This window comes from Phycicoccus elongatus Lp2, assembly GCF_000367525.1.
Classification (GTDB): Bacteria; Actinomycetota; Actinomycetes; order Actinomycetales; family Dermatophilaceae; genus Phycicoccus_A; species Phycicoccus_A elongatus.
Map to the genome: position 1 here is coordinate 2,369,978 of NZ_HF570956.1, position 14,407 is coordinate 2,384,384.

The 14,407-nt window shown below is 70.6% G+C and carries 12 protein-coding genes and 1 tRNA gene; 5 read left to right on the forward strand and 8 right to left on the reverse strand.

Annotation, left to right across the window (positions count from 1 at the left end; translation table 11 throughout):
* Positions 1-118 precede the first annotated feature (118 nt).
* Together BN10_RS11430 and BN10_RS11435 are read right to left on the reverse strand one after the other, a co-directional pair.
* Positions 119-3,988, reverse strand: a complete 3,870-nt coding sequence (locus tag BN10_RS11430) for an AAA domain-containing protein (protein WP_010851406.1) — start codon at positions 3,986-3,988, stop codon at positions 119-121.
* Between the two features lie 30 nt (positions 3,989-4,018).
* Positions 4,019-5,266, reverse strand: a complete 1,248-nt coding sequence (locus tag BN10_RS11435; protein WP_010851407.1) for an MFS transporter — start codon at positions 5,264-5,266, stop codon at positions 4,019-4,021.
* Positions 5,267-5,341: 75 nt separating this feature from the next.
* Between BN10_RS11435 and BN10_RS11440 the strand changes: the two genes are divergently transcribed.
* A tRNA-Arg gene (locus BN10_RS11440) sits at positions 5,342-5,413 on the forward strand.
* A 161-nt stretch (positions 5,414-5,574) separates the two neighbouring features.
* Here the strand turns inward: BN10_RS11440 and BN10_RS11445 are convergent.
* From BN10_RS11445 to BN10_RS11465, 5 genes are all read right to left on the reverse strand, one after another.
* A complete protein-coding gene (locus tag BN10_RS11445) occupies positions 5,575-6,333 on the reverse strand; it encodes an anti-sigma factor (RefSeq protein WP_010851408.1) in 759 nt (252 codons plus the stop codon).
* Entirely contained in the window at positions 6,330-6,953 is a 624-nt protein-coding gene (gene sigK / locus BN10_RS11450; RefSeq protein ID WP_010851409.1) for an ECF RNA polymerase sigma factor SigK, read from the reverse strand. Before sigK ends, BN10_RS11445 begins: the two co-directional genes overlap by 4 nt.
* A gap of 22 nt (positions 6,954-6,975) precedes the next feature.
* Positions 6,976-7,647, reverse strand: coding sequence for a fasciclin domain-containing protein (locus tag BN10_RS11455; RefSeq protein WP_010851410.1), 672 nt, complete (start codon positions 7,645-7,647; stop codon positions 6,976-6,978).
* 97 nt (positions 7,648-7,744) lie between these two features.
* Positions 7,745-9,337 (reverse strand): molybdopterin-dependent oxidoreductase, encoded by a 1,593-nt coding sequence (locus BN10_RS11460; protein WP_010851411.1) that lies wholly within the window; start codon positions 9,335-9,337, stop codon positions 7,745-7,747.
* 123 nt (positions 9,338-9,460) lie between these two features.
* The gene (locus tag BN10_RS11465; RefSeq protein ID WP_010851412.1) at positions 9,461-10,303 is read right to left on the reverse strand and encodes a DMT family protein; all 843 of its coding nucleotides are present in this window, start codon (positions 10,301-10,303) and stop codon (positions 9,461-9,463) included.
* Between the two features lie 104 nt (positions 10,304-10,407).
* Between BN10_RS11465 and BN10_RS11470 the strand changes: the two genes are divergently transcribed.
* From BN10_RS11470 to BN10_RS11485, 4 genes are read left to right on the forward strand one after another with little or no spacing between them, the layout of a single operon-like run.
* Positions 10,408-11,607: a mannosyltransferase family protein gene (locus BN10_RS11470; RefSeq protein ID WP_010851413.1), complete on the forward strand. Its 1,200-nt coding sequence runs from the start codon at positions 10,408-10,410 to the stop codon at positions 11,605-11,607.
* Positions 11,604-12,374, forward strand: coding sequence for a glycosyltransferase family 2 protein (locus BN10_RS11475; protein ID WP_010851414.1), 771 nt, complete (start codon positions 11,604-11,606; stop codon positions 12,372-12,374). Before BN10_RS11470 ends, BN10_RS11475 begins: the two co-directional genes overlap by 4 nt.
* Positions 12,371-13,204 (forward strand): ChbG/HpnK family deacetylase, encoded by an 834-nt coding sequence (locus BN10_RS11480; RefSeq protein ID WP_010851415.1) that lies wholly within the window; start codon positions 12,371-12,373, stop codon positions 13,202-13,204. The genes BN10_RS11475 and BN10_RS11480 overlap by 4 nt, the downstream gene beginning before the upstream one ends.
* The gene (locus tag BN10_RS11485; protein ID WP_010851416.1) at positions 13,204-13,869 is read left to right on the forward strand and encodes a class I SAM-dependent methyltransferase; all 666 of its coding nucleotides are present in this window, start codon (positions 13,204-13,206) and stop codon (positions 13,867-13,869) included. The genes BN10_RS11480 and BN10_RS11485 overlap by 1 nt, the downstream gene beginning before the upstream one ends.
* A gap of 85 nt (positions 13,870-13,954) precedes the next feature.
* Here BN10_RS11485 and BN10_RS11490 read toward each other — a convergent pair.
* The coding region (locus BN10_RS11490; protein WP_233354310.1) for a C40 family peptidase at positions 13,955-14,407 on the reverse strand (453 nt) is incomplete at its 5' end.

Consider the following 14,407-nt stretch of genomic DNA (forward strand, 5'->3'; position numbering starts at 1 on the left):
CGGTGGTGGCGCCGAGTCCTGGTCATCCACCACCGGCGGGGACGGGACCTCGCCGGGGCGACCGGGCCCTCGCCGCGCGCGGCGCGGTGGCCGCCTTCCCTCCCCAGAGGTATGCCGGTCAGTCGGCATCGCGGTGCTCGCCGCCTGCGGGTGAGGGATCGCCGCCCGACAACGCCTCATCGGCGGAGGCCGTCGACACCAGTTCCGCGTCGTCCGCGCCCGCGGGTCGCTGGTCCTGCGACGCGAGCGCGCGAATGCGTTCGACTTCGCGGGCGGGATCGCGGTAGACATCGGTGGCCCAGACCCGCAGCGGCGACCACCCGAGCCGCCGCAACTGCTCCGAACGCAGGCGGTCGCGATCCCGCGAGCTGGTGACCGCGGCATACTCGGGGCCGTCGAAGTCGACCGCGACGGCGAGGCGACCCGGTGCGTCGAGCGATTCCACGGCGAGGTCGATGCGATCCGCGGAGGCTCCCAGGCCTGGGTGGACGGTCATGCCCTGGCTGCTGAGCCGGTCCGCCAGATCGGCGACGAGGGGGTCCAGGGCACGGGCCGGCGCAGCGCCTCGGCCACGGGCGGACCCACCGGATGCGGCATACGCCAGGAAGTCGCGCAGCATCTGCGCACCCCGTGCCTTCAGGCGCGCCGGATCCAGGTCCTCGGCGACCAGCGCCGACACGACGGTCATGCGACGGCGGGCTCGGGTGATCGCGACGTTGAGCCGGCGCTCCCCGCCCTCGAGATTGAGCGGACCGAACCTGTGCAGCACCCGACCGTGCGGGGTCTTGCCGTAGCCGACGGACAGGATGATCGCGTCCCGCTCATCACCTTGGACCCGCTCGAGGTTCTTGACGAAGAACGGCTCGGGCGATGACTCCTCGAAGAAGTCAGCCACCTCGTCCTCGACGTCGACCAGAGCGACCCGGAGGGCATCGTCGATGCGCTGGGCGTGGGTGAGGCCAAGGGCGATGACCCCCAGGGACTCTGTGGGCCGGGTGCGGGCGTGCTCGATGACGAGCTTGACGACACGCGTGACCTCGGCCCGGGTCGACTCCACCGTCGCCGAGCCTTCGTCGACGATGCCCTGACCGTCGACGGTCTCCAGCCGCAGGACAGGCTCGGCGTCGGTGCCGGGGAAGGTGACGAGGTTCCCGGCATACACCTGCTCGTTGGCAAAGGTGATGAGTCGCTCGTCGAGGGAGCGGTAGTGCCAGCGCAGTCGCCGGTTGGGCAGGATCGAGGAGAGCACGTCGAGGATGGACTCCATCCCCTCGGTGAGGGCCGTGCCGTCGGCGTCCCCGTCGCTGACCGTCGTGAAGAAGTTCGTCGGGGGGAGCTGGTGGGAGTCACCGGCCAGGACGACCTGCCGCGCTCGCGCGATCGCGGAGATCGCCTGCGCCGGAGGCACTTGCGAGGCCTCGTCGAAGACGACCACGTCGAACCAGCGCCCGGGGGGCAGGACGCTGGCCACGACCAGGGGGCTCATCACCCAGCACGGTCGCAGCGCGGTGATGAGCTCGCCGGCGAGCGGCATGAGGTCTCGGACCGGCTTCAACCCACGCCGCCGACGACCCTCGGCTCGCACCGCCGCGGCCTGCTCGGGGTGCTGGGCCGCGATGGAGCGGATCCGGCTGCGCACCGCCGCCTGGACTCGCGTCGCGCCGTCGGCGATCACCTCCCGGTCGGCGGCGGCGAAGCGATGGAGGTGGCCGCGCAGGTGGTCCCCGGAGTGCCCACCGATCCGCTGGTCCCGCAGCGCGATGTCCTCGGCGATCGAAGCCCACCAGACGTGCTCGACCTCGGCACGCACGTGGTCGTCCTCGACCCCACGGGCGGCAAGGTCGTCGATGACCGGCCCCCAGCCGGTGGCCTCCAGGGCATCCAGCGGCGCGCGCACCGTGGGCACGACGGCGAGCCGGTCGACGTTCTGGCGCAGTCTCTCGAGCAACTCCACGAGGTCTGCCCGGTCAAGGTCGACCAAGGCCTCGTCGTCGGGTTGCCTGGGAAGTCGCTCCTGGAGCCAGTCGAGGTCCGCGGTGACTCCGGCGTGGACCGAGCGTGCCCGATCGAGGTCGGCAGGGATCTCCGGGCGCCCACCGGCTCCCGCGAGCTGCCGCCAAGCGGTGCGCTGGGCCGCCGCATCGACCAGTGCGGCGTGAAGATCCGCGGGAGGCGGGCCGGGTCGCAGCAGCGCCTTGGCCGCCTTCTTGATCCGTCGCCGCTCCCACCAGCCCAGGGAGGTGCCGGCCGCTGCGCGCTGCTGCGGGGTTCCGGTCGCGAGGACGGCCTCCTCGAGCGGTGCATCGAAGACCTCCGGCCGGAAGGTCTCCAATGTGTGCCGGACGTTGGCCAGGGTGGACAGCACGCGACCCCAGTCGCCGATGGTGCGCGCATCGGGCAGTCGCAGTCCGTGCAGGACCTCGCGCACGACGGCGTCCAAGTGGTCCAGGCCACCGGGTTGGAGTCGTTCGACGCGGTCGCGGGCCTCGACTGCCTCGTCCGGCGTCGACAGGTCGGCATCGAACCACGGGTCGTCGCCACCATCGGCGCGCCAGGCGCCGAGGCGGGCGAGGCGCTCGATCTCCGCGGCCGTCTCGTCGCGGGTGGTGGAACTCAGGCGGGCCAGGTGATCGCCGCGCAACCGAACGGTGGACCGTGGCGGCACGGCGCTGCGGCTGAGCGCTGAGACCGCCGACATGACCTCGTGGGCGCTCACTCCCCACGGGGCTCGCTGGTCGTGCATGGCCCTGATGTGGTCGGCCAGGGCCACGGCGCTGTCGTGCTGGACCCTGAGAGTGGCGACCGGAAGGCCGTTTCCGTCCGGTTCGTCGGCGGCCTCGAGCGCATCGGAGAGATCGACTGCGATCCGCCTCTTGGCGCGCGCACCGTCATGGAGGTCCATGACGAGGTCACCCAGACCCACTCGCGTCAGGCGGCCGACCACCGCATCGATGGCGGCCCGCTTCTCGGCGACGAAGAGCACGCGCTTGCCATCGGCGGCCAGCGCGGCGACGAGGTTGGCGATGGTCTGGCTCTTGCCGGTGCCCGGCGGCCCCTGCACGACGAGGTGGGCGCCGCTGCGGGCGGCCTCGATCACCTGGTGCTGCGAGGAGTCGGCGTCCAGGACGAGGGTCGCGCTCGTCTCGTCGAGGACCGGGTCGCCATCGCGCACCGTGATGTCACCGTGGACGGACGCGAGTGCGGTGGGGTCCCCGGCCAGCGCGGCGATCACGTCATGGTCGGCCAAGGTCTCGCCCTGGGCGGCAAGGTCGGCGACCATCGGGAGCTTGGCGTAGGAGAAGTTGCCGACGACGATGCGCGGATTGATCGCGAAGCCGTCGATGTCGTCGCAGATCTCGGCAAGGTTCGCGAAGGTCGGGTGAGGATCGAAGCCGTTGCCGGCGACGGCCAGCGCCTCCAAGGCGTCGCCGTCGATTGCCAGCCCACGCTCCTGGGCGAGGTAGTGCTCCAGCACCGGGTTGAGCTCGATGGTGTCGCCGAGGTCGAGCACGAAGTCCTGACCGGCGGCGCCGATCTGTCGCAAGGTGGCCGCGCGCAGCAGCACCGGGGCTGCGGGCGATCGAGGCACCCCGGGGATGGTCCAGGTGGCCATCCCGAAGGCCACGAAGCAGGTCTCGATGCCCCGCTCCTCCTTGAGTTCGCGCGTCTTGGCGGCGATCGCGCGGCACCGTCGTCGCGCCTCCTCGAAGGCCGCCGGTTCACGCACGAGGTCGGTGAGCCGGGTGGGTCGCCCGGTCATGAGCAGCGCGACGCCGCCGGGATGGGCGGTGGTGAGCTCCAGGGTCCCCGTCGGCAGGTCCCGGAACCACAGCAGGGTGTTGCGGCCGCCGAGGTCGACCAGGTGCTTGGTCCACGAAGCCACCGCCGAGCGCACCAGCCCGAGTCGGGTGTCGACCGCCGAGGAGGCAGCGGGCGTCGGATCGTCGGGCTGGGACGTCTCGGGTGCAGGGGCCACCGCGTCAGTCACCGCAGCAGGCTAACAACTGGACCTGTTCGGTCAGGGCGCTCGCGTGTCCAAGCCCGGGGTGCTGATCGCGGCGAGAGCGACGACGAGCGCGAAGGCCATCGAGGTCAGGGCGAGCCAGTGGAACCCGGCGTGGTCGACGACGACGCCGGCGATCGCGCCCGCGCCGGCCGCGACCAGGCTCATGATCATGTCCGCCGCACCCTGCCCCGAGGCCCGCTCGGGCAGCGTCAAGGTGGCCGCCAGGGCGGACGACGCGCTCACATAGGTGCCCGACCAACCCAGCCCGAGCAGGAAGAGGCCGAGCGTGAGCCGGCTCGACGAGCCCATCGGCGAGGAGGATGCCAACAGCGTCGCGACGACGAGGGTGAGCGCACCGGCCAGCGCCACCCAGCGCGCCCCGAAGCGGTCGACGCACCAACCGGTGATCGGCGAGAAGGCGAACATGCCGACGATGTGCAGGCTGATCACGAGCCCGATGACGGTCAACTCGGCGTGCCCGTGCCGCATGTGCAGGGGCGTCATGACCATGACACTCACCATGACCGCGTGCCCGACCGCGAGGGTCAGCAGCGCGACGAGGCGCACCCGACTGCGCCGCAGGATCCGCAGGCCCTCCAGCACCGAACCCCTGGGCCCGACCTGGGCGTCGCCGGCCAACGAGCGCCGCCGGGCCTCCAGCAATGGGTCGGGCCTCAGGAAGAGGAGCATGACGAGCGTGGCCAGGGCCAGACCCACGACCGAGAAGAGGTAGGGACCGACGAGCACCGGCAGGTCCAGGGCGCGGGCGACCGGCTCACTGGGACCGACGAGATTGGGCCCGAGCACCGACCCGATTGTCGTCACCCAGACGACGAGACTGAGCTGACGCGCTCGGCGAGTGGCGGGCGCGAGGTCGACCGCGGCATACCGGGCCTGGTTGTTGCTCGCCGTGGCCCCGCCGAAGAGCAGGCTCGCGGCGAGCAGGAGCGGGAAGTTGCCGATGACTCCGGCGACGACGAGCCCGATCGCGCCGAGGAAGGCCGCGGCATACCCGAGCGAGAGACCGGAGCGACGGCCGCGGGCAGCGATGAGGGAGGTCATCGGTATGGCGAGCAGGGCGGTTCCGAGGACCTGGAAGGTGCCGCCGAGACCGGCATAGGTCGCGGAGCCGGCGATGTCCTCGGCGAGGAGCGCGCCCACGGCGACCCCGGCAGACAAGCCGATGCCGCCGAGGACCTGCGTGACGACGAGGGTGGCCAGGGTGCGCCGTTGGACGTGGTCGACGGCGTTCTCCCTCACCCGCGAGAGTATGCCGCCTCGTCAGGGGTATGCCGCACCGTCGCCTAGGCTTGGGGGCGCCCGCTCGCCGGGCAGGCCCTCGTAGCTCAGGGGAAGAGCACTTCTCTCCTAAAGAAGGTGTCGCAGGTTCGAATCCTGCCGGGGGCACGCATGTCCTGAGTCGCGACATCGTTTGCTCGATGTCGCGACCCATGGCTTTGTGTGTGGGTTCACGGTGTGACGTGGATGTCGCGACTCATGGTCTCGCTGATCAGGGCGGAGGCAGCCTCCCGTAAGGACCATCCGGGGTCGGAATCCTGGCCGATGGATCAGGTGAACGGGATGAGCATGATCGGGTCCGACGTCGGCGCCGGTGAGCCGCCGGTGGGCTCCACCGTCAGTCCCGCGCCCGTCGCGGCTGCGGCGTCCCCCTCGAGGATGACCATGACGTTGTCGGAGGCATCGGGACGCACGACTCCCGCCGACACCATGCCCCGGCCGGGCAGGTCGAACCACGCCTGGTAGTCCTTGCCTTTCGGTGCAGCAGGCATGCCCTCGGCGATGAGTACGGCGCGGCGCATCGCGGGGCTTCGCACGATCGTCATTGTGTGGCCGTCGACCGACTGCTGGAACCGGTGGGCGTCAGAGGCCCGAATCACCTTCTCGGCTGCCGTCAGTTGCGCCTCCTCCTGGGGCCGGAACTGCTGCCACGTCACGCCGCCCACGACGGCTGCCGCCGCGGCGGCGCCAGCCCACGTGAGGACGTGGCGGCGCGGCATACGGACCACGGTGCCTACCTCCTCGGTCGGTATGCCTCGGTGCTCGGTCGCGGTGTCGTACGCGGGACGCTGGACGAGCGGCGGCAGCGGCCGGACGGTGCCGATCTTGTCGAGCACGGCGCGTCGCACGTCGGGTCCGGTCTCGGCACGGGTGAGGTCTGCGAGCGCGCTCGCCGCCTCGCGCAGACTGGCGACCTCGACGCGGCACTCGGGGCACAGGGCCAGGTGTTCCTCGAAGAGGACGCGCTCGTCACCATCGACGGCGTCAACTGCGTAGGCACCGGACAGGCTGTGGATGTCGGCGCTCATCTCGCACCTCCCAAAGAGTCTCGTAGTCGGATGAGCCCGTCCCGGATCCGCGTCTTGGCCGTGCCGAGGGGAATGTCGAGGAGGCCGGCGACCTCGGTGTGTGTATACCCGCCGAAATAGGCGAGCTCGACGGCGCCGCGTTGGGTGTCGGTCAGGGCGTCGAGTGCGTTGCGAACCCGTTGCGCATCCAGGGAGCGTTCGGCCCGCTCAGCGGTGCTGTCGTGTGGCGTGTCCTGGTTCTTGGCGACCCAAGCGCTGTCCCGCTCGGTGGTGGCCTGCGCGGACCGCACCCGGTCGACCGCACGGCGGTGCGCGATCGTGAGCATCCATGACAGTGCACTGCCGCGCTGCGGGTCGAAGCGTGCGCTCTGGCGCCAGATGTCGAGGAAGACCTCCTGGGTGACCTCGTCGGCCTGCGCGGGGTTGCGGACCACGCGCAGCACGAGGCCGTGGACCCGGCTCGACACTGCGTCGTAGAGCGAGGCGAAGGCGTCTTGGTCGCCGCGACCGGACGCCTGCAGCCAGTCGATGAGCGAGTCCGCCCTCGCAACAGAGACCACCGCACTCCCGCGCCCGGTGAGGGACGCGGGAGTGCGGTCAGGACCTGCCATGCGGCTCATCATCCTCTCCCCGCGACCGGGATCAGGAGGCGGGGAGCAGGACCTGGTCGACGATGTAGACGGTGGCGTTGGCTGTCTGGACGTTGCCGCAGACGACCTTGGCCTTGCCGATCATGACGTCCTCCCCGGAGCCGGTGACAGTGATCATCGTCCCCGCGAGGGTCTTGTGGTCACCGGCCACCTTGCCCGGGGCGAGACGCCCGGGCACGACGTGGTTGGTGAGGACCTTGGTGAGCAGGCCCTTGGGGTCGGCCATCGCGGCATCCATCGTCGGCTTGTCGAGCGCGGAGAAGGCGTCGTTGGTCGGCGCAAAGACGGTGATGTCCTGGGTGGTGTTGAGGGTGTCGGCCAGGCCCGCGTCCCCGACTGCTTTCACCAGCGTGGACAGGACCGGGTTGTTTCCGGCCGCGGTCGCGACCGGGTCCATCGCCATGCCGGCAAACGAGCCCTTGCCGTCGGCGGGAACTGCCGAGCAGCCCGCGCCGAAGGGCTTGCCGTCCGCCATGGCGCTGCCGCTGGCCATGGGCGACTCGGTCATCGGTGAGGAGCTCATGGGCGATTCACTCATCGACGAGGAGGAGCCGGGGCTGCTCGAGCTCGTGGTGTCGTTGCTGCCGCAGGCGGCCATGCCCAGGGGCAGGGACAGCGCGAGGGCAACGAGGGCCATGCGGGTGGTGCGATTGTGGTTCCTCATGAGAGGTCTCCTTGCTCGGAGGTCGGTTGACACACGTGGTTCGGTATGCCGCGCAGCGCGGATTGGTCATGGCCCCAAGCTTTCGGTGGGTCGTCTTCTAGTCGACGATGACGACGATGGAGTGCAGGCCCTGGGCGCCCGAGGGGAAGGGGTCGAGGCGTTCGGTCGCCTGGACGGTGCCCTCGCCGTCTGTCGCGCGGACGGTGAGCTGGTGTCGGCCCGGGGTGGCCTCCCACGACATGGACCACTGTCGCCAGTAGGCGGCCCCGACCTCCGGTCCCAGCGTCGCCTCCACCCACGGGCCGTCGTCGACTCGCACCTCGACGCGCCGGATGCCCTGGTGAGCCTGGGACCAAGCGACCCCGCCGATGGCGACCTGGCCGGCGCGCAGGCCACCCAGCCCCTTGGGGGTGTCGATGCGTGACTGGGTCCGCACCGGAGCGTCGGTCGCCCAGTCGCGTTCGGTCCAGTAGGCCGGCTTCGCAGCATACGTCGTGGCGGTGAGCCGTTCGAGCCACTTGGTGGCGCCGACGAATCCGTAGAGCCCCGGGGTGAGGAGCCGGACGGGGAAGCCGTGCTTGGCCGGGAGAGGTCGCCCGTCCATCCCGACGACGAGAAGGGCCTCCCGGTCGTCGAGCAGTGCCTGGACGGGCGTCGAGATGTTCATGCCGTCCACCGAGGTCGAGAGGATCTGGTCGACACCGCGGTCGATGCCGACGCGCTCCAGCAGGGCGCGCACGGGCACGCCGGTCCAGCGCGCCGACCCGATGTAGGGTCCGCCCACCTCGTTACTCACACAGTTGAGGGTGATGTCGCGCTCGACGAGGTCCATGCCGAGAATATCGTCGTAGGTCACGGTGAGCTCTTGAGCGACCATGCCGTCGATGGTCAGAGTCCACGTGGTCGGGTCCACGCGCGGAATGGTCAGGGCGGTGTCGACCCTGTAGAAGGACTCCGTCGGCGTTCGCAGCGGGCTGATGCCCTTCGTCGTGGCCTCGAGCCCGATTGGCAGGGGGCCGACGGCGCCCGCGGGGGTGGGCAGCGCGACGTCTGCGACCGCCCGATCCCGGACGATCATTGCCTGCCCGGCACCGCCGGCGAGAAGGGCTCCGGCGCCGGTCGCCCCCGCGCCGAGGATGAACTGCCGCCGGTGCGTGCGCCCAGGGTGCCCCATGGCGTGCGCGCTGTGGTCAAGGGGGGATTCGGAAGGTCGCCGGGCCGAATCGGAGTCCACAACCGACGACTCGCGTGTCTCCCCGTCCAGGCTGCGGAGCAGGTGGGTGAAGGCGAGGGCGCCGACGCCCATCGCCGCCAGCCCCGCGAGTGCATCGACCAAGGCAGCTCCCGGGCGCAGGATGGCCGCGAGCGTCGTCAGTCCGGGCAGCAGGACGATCAGGGCGACGGCTGGGCCGCGCCTGGCGCGGCCCAGCAGGCCGACCAGGGCGGCCAGCACTGCCGTCACCAGCGTCACGCTGCCCAGCAGGACGACCTTGTCCAGCGCCCCGAAGGTGCGAATCGCCCACTCCTTGACCGGCGTCGGCGTCGAATCGATGATCGTGGAGCCGACCGCGAGCACCGGCGACGATTGTGGCGCGACAATCGCCGCCACGAGGTGCCCGACCCCCACCCCGGCAGCGGCCGCCAGCATTCCGATCGCGGCATATCTGATCGGTGCGGTAGGTGCGCCCATGGTCGTCGTTCGGCGCCGCACGCCGCTCGGATTGGGTGGCGTCAGCCTCGCCACCGGCTCAGCGCTGAGGCGGTGGCGCTCACAAGCGATCCCCGAACGAAACCCTGCCGGGGCGCCTCACGTTCACGACGCCTCGTCGACGGCGCCCTCCAGCTCGGCGCTGAAGCGCGCCAGGTCCAGGGCCCCGACGAGCACCATGGCGACGCCCAGCAGGGCCAGCCAGGCCAGACCGGGCTTGGCGTGATCGCCGGCCAGGGTGACGCCGAGGATGCCCGCGACGACCACCTCGCTGGCGATGAGCGCCGAGGTCACGGCGACCACCGAGGACTTGGTGAGCGCGACCGTGCTGAGATGCAGGCCAGCGAAACCGGCGACTGGGATGGTCCACAACAGCGGGCGGTGCAGCAGTGCCTCCCAGCCGTGATGGTGCACTCCCCCGGCCAACGCCCGCACACACAGCCCCACGACCGAGAAACAGGAACCGGCCAACACCCCCAGGACCGGGCCCACCCACGCCTCGCGCCGCCGGGCGAGCAGTTGGCCCAGCCAGAGCAGCAGGAGCACACCGACGAGCGGCAGGAGGCGACCCAGCCCCTCCAGTTGCAGCCTCGAGTGGCCGTGTCGGGACGCAAAGGACACGGCGACCAGACCCAGCCCCACGGCGACGATGGCGGCCATGTCGCGCCCCTTGAGCCGGGCACCGATCATGAGAACGGCCAGCACTGCCGTCACGGCCAGGCTGGACGACCGTCCCGCTTGGACGGCGAAGAGCGGCATCGTCCGCAGCGCCAGGGCACCGAAGACGAAGCCGGCGAACATGCAGCCGAGCCCGGCGACATAGCGCGGGCGTCGCACGAGCGTCGCGAGCAGACCGAGGTGCCCGGAGTGGTCCTCCGCACGCGCCGACTGAGCCTGGAGCAGCACGGCGATTCCGCCCACGAGGGCCGCCATGAACACCCAGATCACTTGGCGAGGCTCCTCTCGGTGTGGACGGCCAACGACGCTCGGCCACCTTCGTTACTATCCCACGGGGGCGATCAACCGGATCCACCGACGACCGGGGCGGAACGATGACGACACAGTCACGCGCGCTGCGCGGCGTGGGTCCGCTCGTGGGCACGTATGCCGCGGTCACCGTCCTCCTCACGACGGTCGTCAGTTGGGCGCAGGGCCTGCCGTTGGCAGCGGAGATCACCAATCGCAGTCAGATCGTCACGGGGGACCCGATCTGGATCGACGCCTGGGTGCGCTGGGACTCCCACTGGTACGGCGGGATCGCGGAGAACGGCTACTTCTACCACCCCGGCCAGCAGTCCCCCATCGCCTTCTTCCCGTCCTACCCGATGGCAGTGCGTCTGGTCGCCGAGCTCGTCGGGGACGTCCAGGTCGCCGGGGTCCTGGTCACGGTGCTGTGTGGCGCAGCCAGTCTCGTGCTCTTCTGGCGGTGGCTCGATGGCCGTGTCACCAGTCGCGCCCGTCGGCTCGCCACCGCCTCCCTCATGGCCTACCCCTACGCCTTCTTCATCTATGGGGCGATGTACAGCGACGCCCTCTTCCTGCTCTGCGTCCTGGCCGCCTTCACCGCCCTCGAGGCCAGGCACTTCGCCCTCGCGGGCCTCATCGGTGCCGTCGCGACGGCGGGGCGGCCGGTGGGCCTGGCCCTGGTCGCCGGACTCGTCGTGCGCACCCTCGAGATGCTCGCGCAGAGCACGTCCGGCCGGGACAAGGTCTCCTTCCGGGAGCTGGCAAGAGCCCTCACCACGGTGCGCCCACGGCATACCCTCGTCGGCTTGTCGGTCGCCGGCCTGCTCGGGTGGATGGCCTATCTGTGGTTCGTCTTCGGCAACCCGGTCGCCTTCGCCGACGCGCAGTCCTCCCCCGGCTGGGACCAGGGTGCCGGACCACGAACGTGGTTCAAGGTCGGCTTCGGCGGGCAGATGCTGCACGGACCGTGGGACATCAAGGCGATCCTCTTCGCGCAGTTCTTCGTCTGCCTGCTGGCCGTCCTCGCGATCCCCCAGGTGTTCCGGCGTTTCGGGTGGGGTTACCTCACCTATGCCCTCATCGTGCTCGGCATACCCTTGGTGGGCAGCAAGGACTTCTTGGGGTGTGGCCGCTACGTGATGATGGCGTTCCCGGTCTTCGCGGTCCTGGGGGCACTCCTGGACCAGCAGCCACGCCGCTGGATTCGAGTGGCCGTCCCGGCGGTCAGCGCAGTGGCGTTGCTCGTCGCCACCTTCTTCTACGGACTGGGGGTCCTGATCTCATGAGCCCGACCTCGACCGCGGCCAACTTCGCCAAACTCTCCATCTTCTTCCCGATGTGGAACGAACAGGACTACATCCGACGCACGATCGGCTTCGCCACCGAGATCTGCGAGGTGCTCGTGGCCGACGGCGAGATCGGCGACTACGAACTCGTCATCGTCGACGATGCCTCCACGGACGACACCGGTGCGATCGCCGACGCGCTCGCCGCCGAGGATCCCCACGTCCACGTGGTCCACCACGAGACCAACCGCAAGCTCGGCGGTTCGATCAAGACCGGCCTGGCCGCGTGCACCGGCGACATCGTGCTCTACACCGATGCCGACCTTCCCTTCGACATGGCCGAGCTCTCGCGCGCCTTCCGGATCCTGCGCAACTACGAGGCCGACATCATCAGCGCCTATCGCCTCGACCGCACCGGTGAGGGCCTGCGCCGGACCGTCTACTCCTTCGTCTACAACGGCCTGGTGACCGCGGGCTTCGGCGTGCGTTTCCGCGACATCAACTTCGCCTTCAAACTCATCCGACGCCGCGTGCTCGACCACGTGCAGGTCAAGAGCGAAGGGTCCTTCATCGACGCCGAATTCATGATCCGCGCTTCCCGGATGGGCTTCCAGGTGGTGCAGATCGGCGTCGACTACTTCCCGCGTACGCGAGGGGTGTCGACCCTGTCGTCGGCCGGGGTGATCCGGACCATCCTGGGTGAGATGCGCGACCTGAGGCACGAACTCAAGTCCGTGCGTCCCCTCGACCTCGACGGCGACCGGTGACGCGACCGCTGGTCGTCAATGCCGACGACCTGGGCCTGAGCCGAGGGATCAACGCAGCCATCCGGCGGGCACACGTCGACGGGATCGTCACCTCCACCTCGCTCCTCACCGTCGGCCGGTATGCCGCGGACGCCGCCGCCATGCTGCGCGCCACTCCCAGCCTGGCCGCCGGCGTCCACCTCGCGCTCGTCGGCGAGGACCCGCCCTTGCTCAGCGCCCGTGAAGTGCCGACGCTCGTGGACCGCGCCGGACGATTCCCGCTGTCCTACCGAACCTTCGTGGCCCGCGCGGCAACCGGTCGGGTCGACCTCGACGACGTCCGCCGCGAGCTGGGCGCCCAGGTGCAGGCCGGGCTCGACCTGGGCCTGGAGCTCGGCCACCTCGACACCCATCAACACGTCCACCTCTGGCCGGGGGTCGGCGCGGTCGTCGTGGACCTCGCCGAGCAGCACGGCATCGCGCACGTCCGCCTCCCTCGTGCGCATGGTCGTTCCCCGATCGGGCTCGGCGTCGGCGTGCTCTCTCGACGCCTGCGTGACCGGCTGGTGGCCCACGGTCTGCCGGTCACGGCATACGCGGGGTTGGAGGAGGCCGGTGGGATGGACCGGGCAGCCCTGGGCCGCGCCTTTCGCGCCCTGGCCGCGACGCCCGCAGCGGCAGCGGAGGTCAACGTCCACCCGGGGCTCGTGGATGCCGACTCCTCGCGCTTCGACTGGGGTTATCGCTGGGAGGACGAGTTGGCTGCCCTGCTCGATCCCGACGTGCGCGCCGACCTGAGCGCGCACGGCTTCCACCCGAGCACCTTTCCCGTCATCACCGGAGGCTCCTGATGCCCACCCGTCCCGACGCGGCGGCGAAGGCCGCGATGGCCCTCTACGCCGACGCACCCCGCGCCGACCGCGCACATGTGCGTGGGCGGTGGTGGACCGCGCCCTTCACGGCCGTCGAGAAGTCCTTGCCAACCACGGGCCGGGTCCTCGAGGTCGGCTGCGGACACGGCCTCTTCGTCGCATATGCCGCCCTCACCGGCCCCCGGCGCATCGTGGTCGGTGTCGACATCGACACCGACAAGATCGCGGTCGGCACGCGGGCGCTGGCTCCTCTGGGTGAGCGGGCCACGGTGTCGGTCGGGGTGTCCGGCCGGGTCCCGGAGGGCCCCTGGGACGCGATCGTCATCCTCGACGTCCTCTATCTGCTGCCGTCGGCCGAGCAGCACGCGCTGATCGAGCGCTGCGTGGCGGCGCTCGCTCCCGGAGGGCGACTGCTCGTCAAGGAGATGGACATGGCCGCCGGCTGGAAGGCGCGGTGGAACACCGCGCAGGAGACCTTGGCGGTCAAGGTGCTGCGCATCACCGAGGGCCACGAGTTCGATTTCGTGCCCACGGCCACGATGGCGCAGTGGCTGCGCGATCTGGACCTGCGCGTGACGACGGCCCCCTTGGACCGCGGCTACCTTCACCCGCATGTGCTCCTGCGCGGCGACCGGGTGCACTGACCCGTCACTCCCCGGCGGGCCGCCGCAGACGACGAAGGCCCCACACCGTGCTGGTGCGGGGCCCTCGTCGGTCGAGCGTGATCGGTCAGAAACGACCGTAGACGTTGCCGGAGAAGATGGCGCGCTCGGAGGTCGCCTTGCCCGTGCGCGGCGAGTCGATCATCATGCCGGGGCCGGTGTAGATGCCGACGTGGGTGGCGATGCCGCCGCTGACCGTGAAGACCAGGTCACCGGGCTGCGGGTTGGACACGATGGTCGCTGCGTTCATCTGCGCCGTGGCGGTGCGCGGGATGCTGATGCCGGCGTGGGCGTAGACGTACTGGGTGAAGCCCGAGCAGTCGAAGCCGGCCGGGGTGGTCCCGCCGTAGACGTAGTAGATGCCGAGCAGGCTGCGGGCGATGTCGACGATGCTGCCGCTGGCCGCCTGGCGCGGGGCCGAGGAGGTGGCCGCAGCGGCGGCGGTGCTCGTCCGCGTGGCCGACCGCGAGGTCTGCTGCGGCTGCTCCACCGGGGCCACGACGACGGGCGGTGGCGGGGG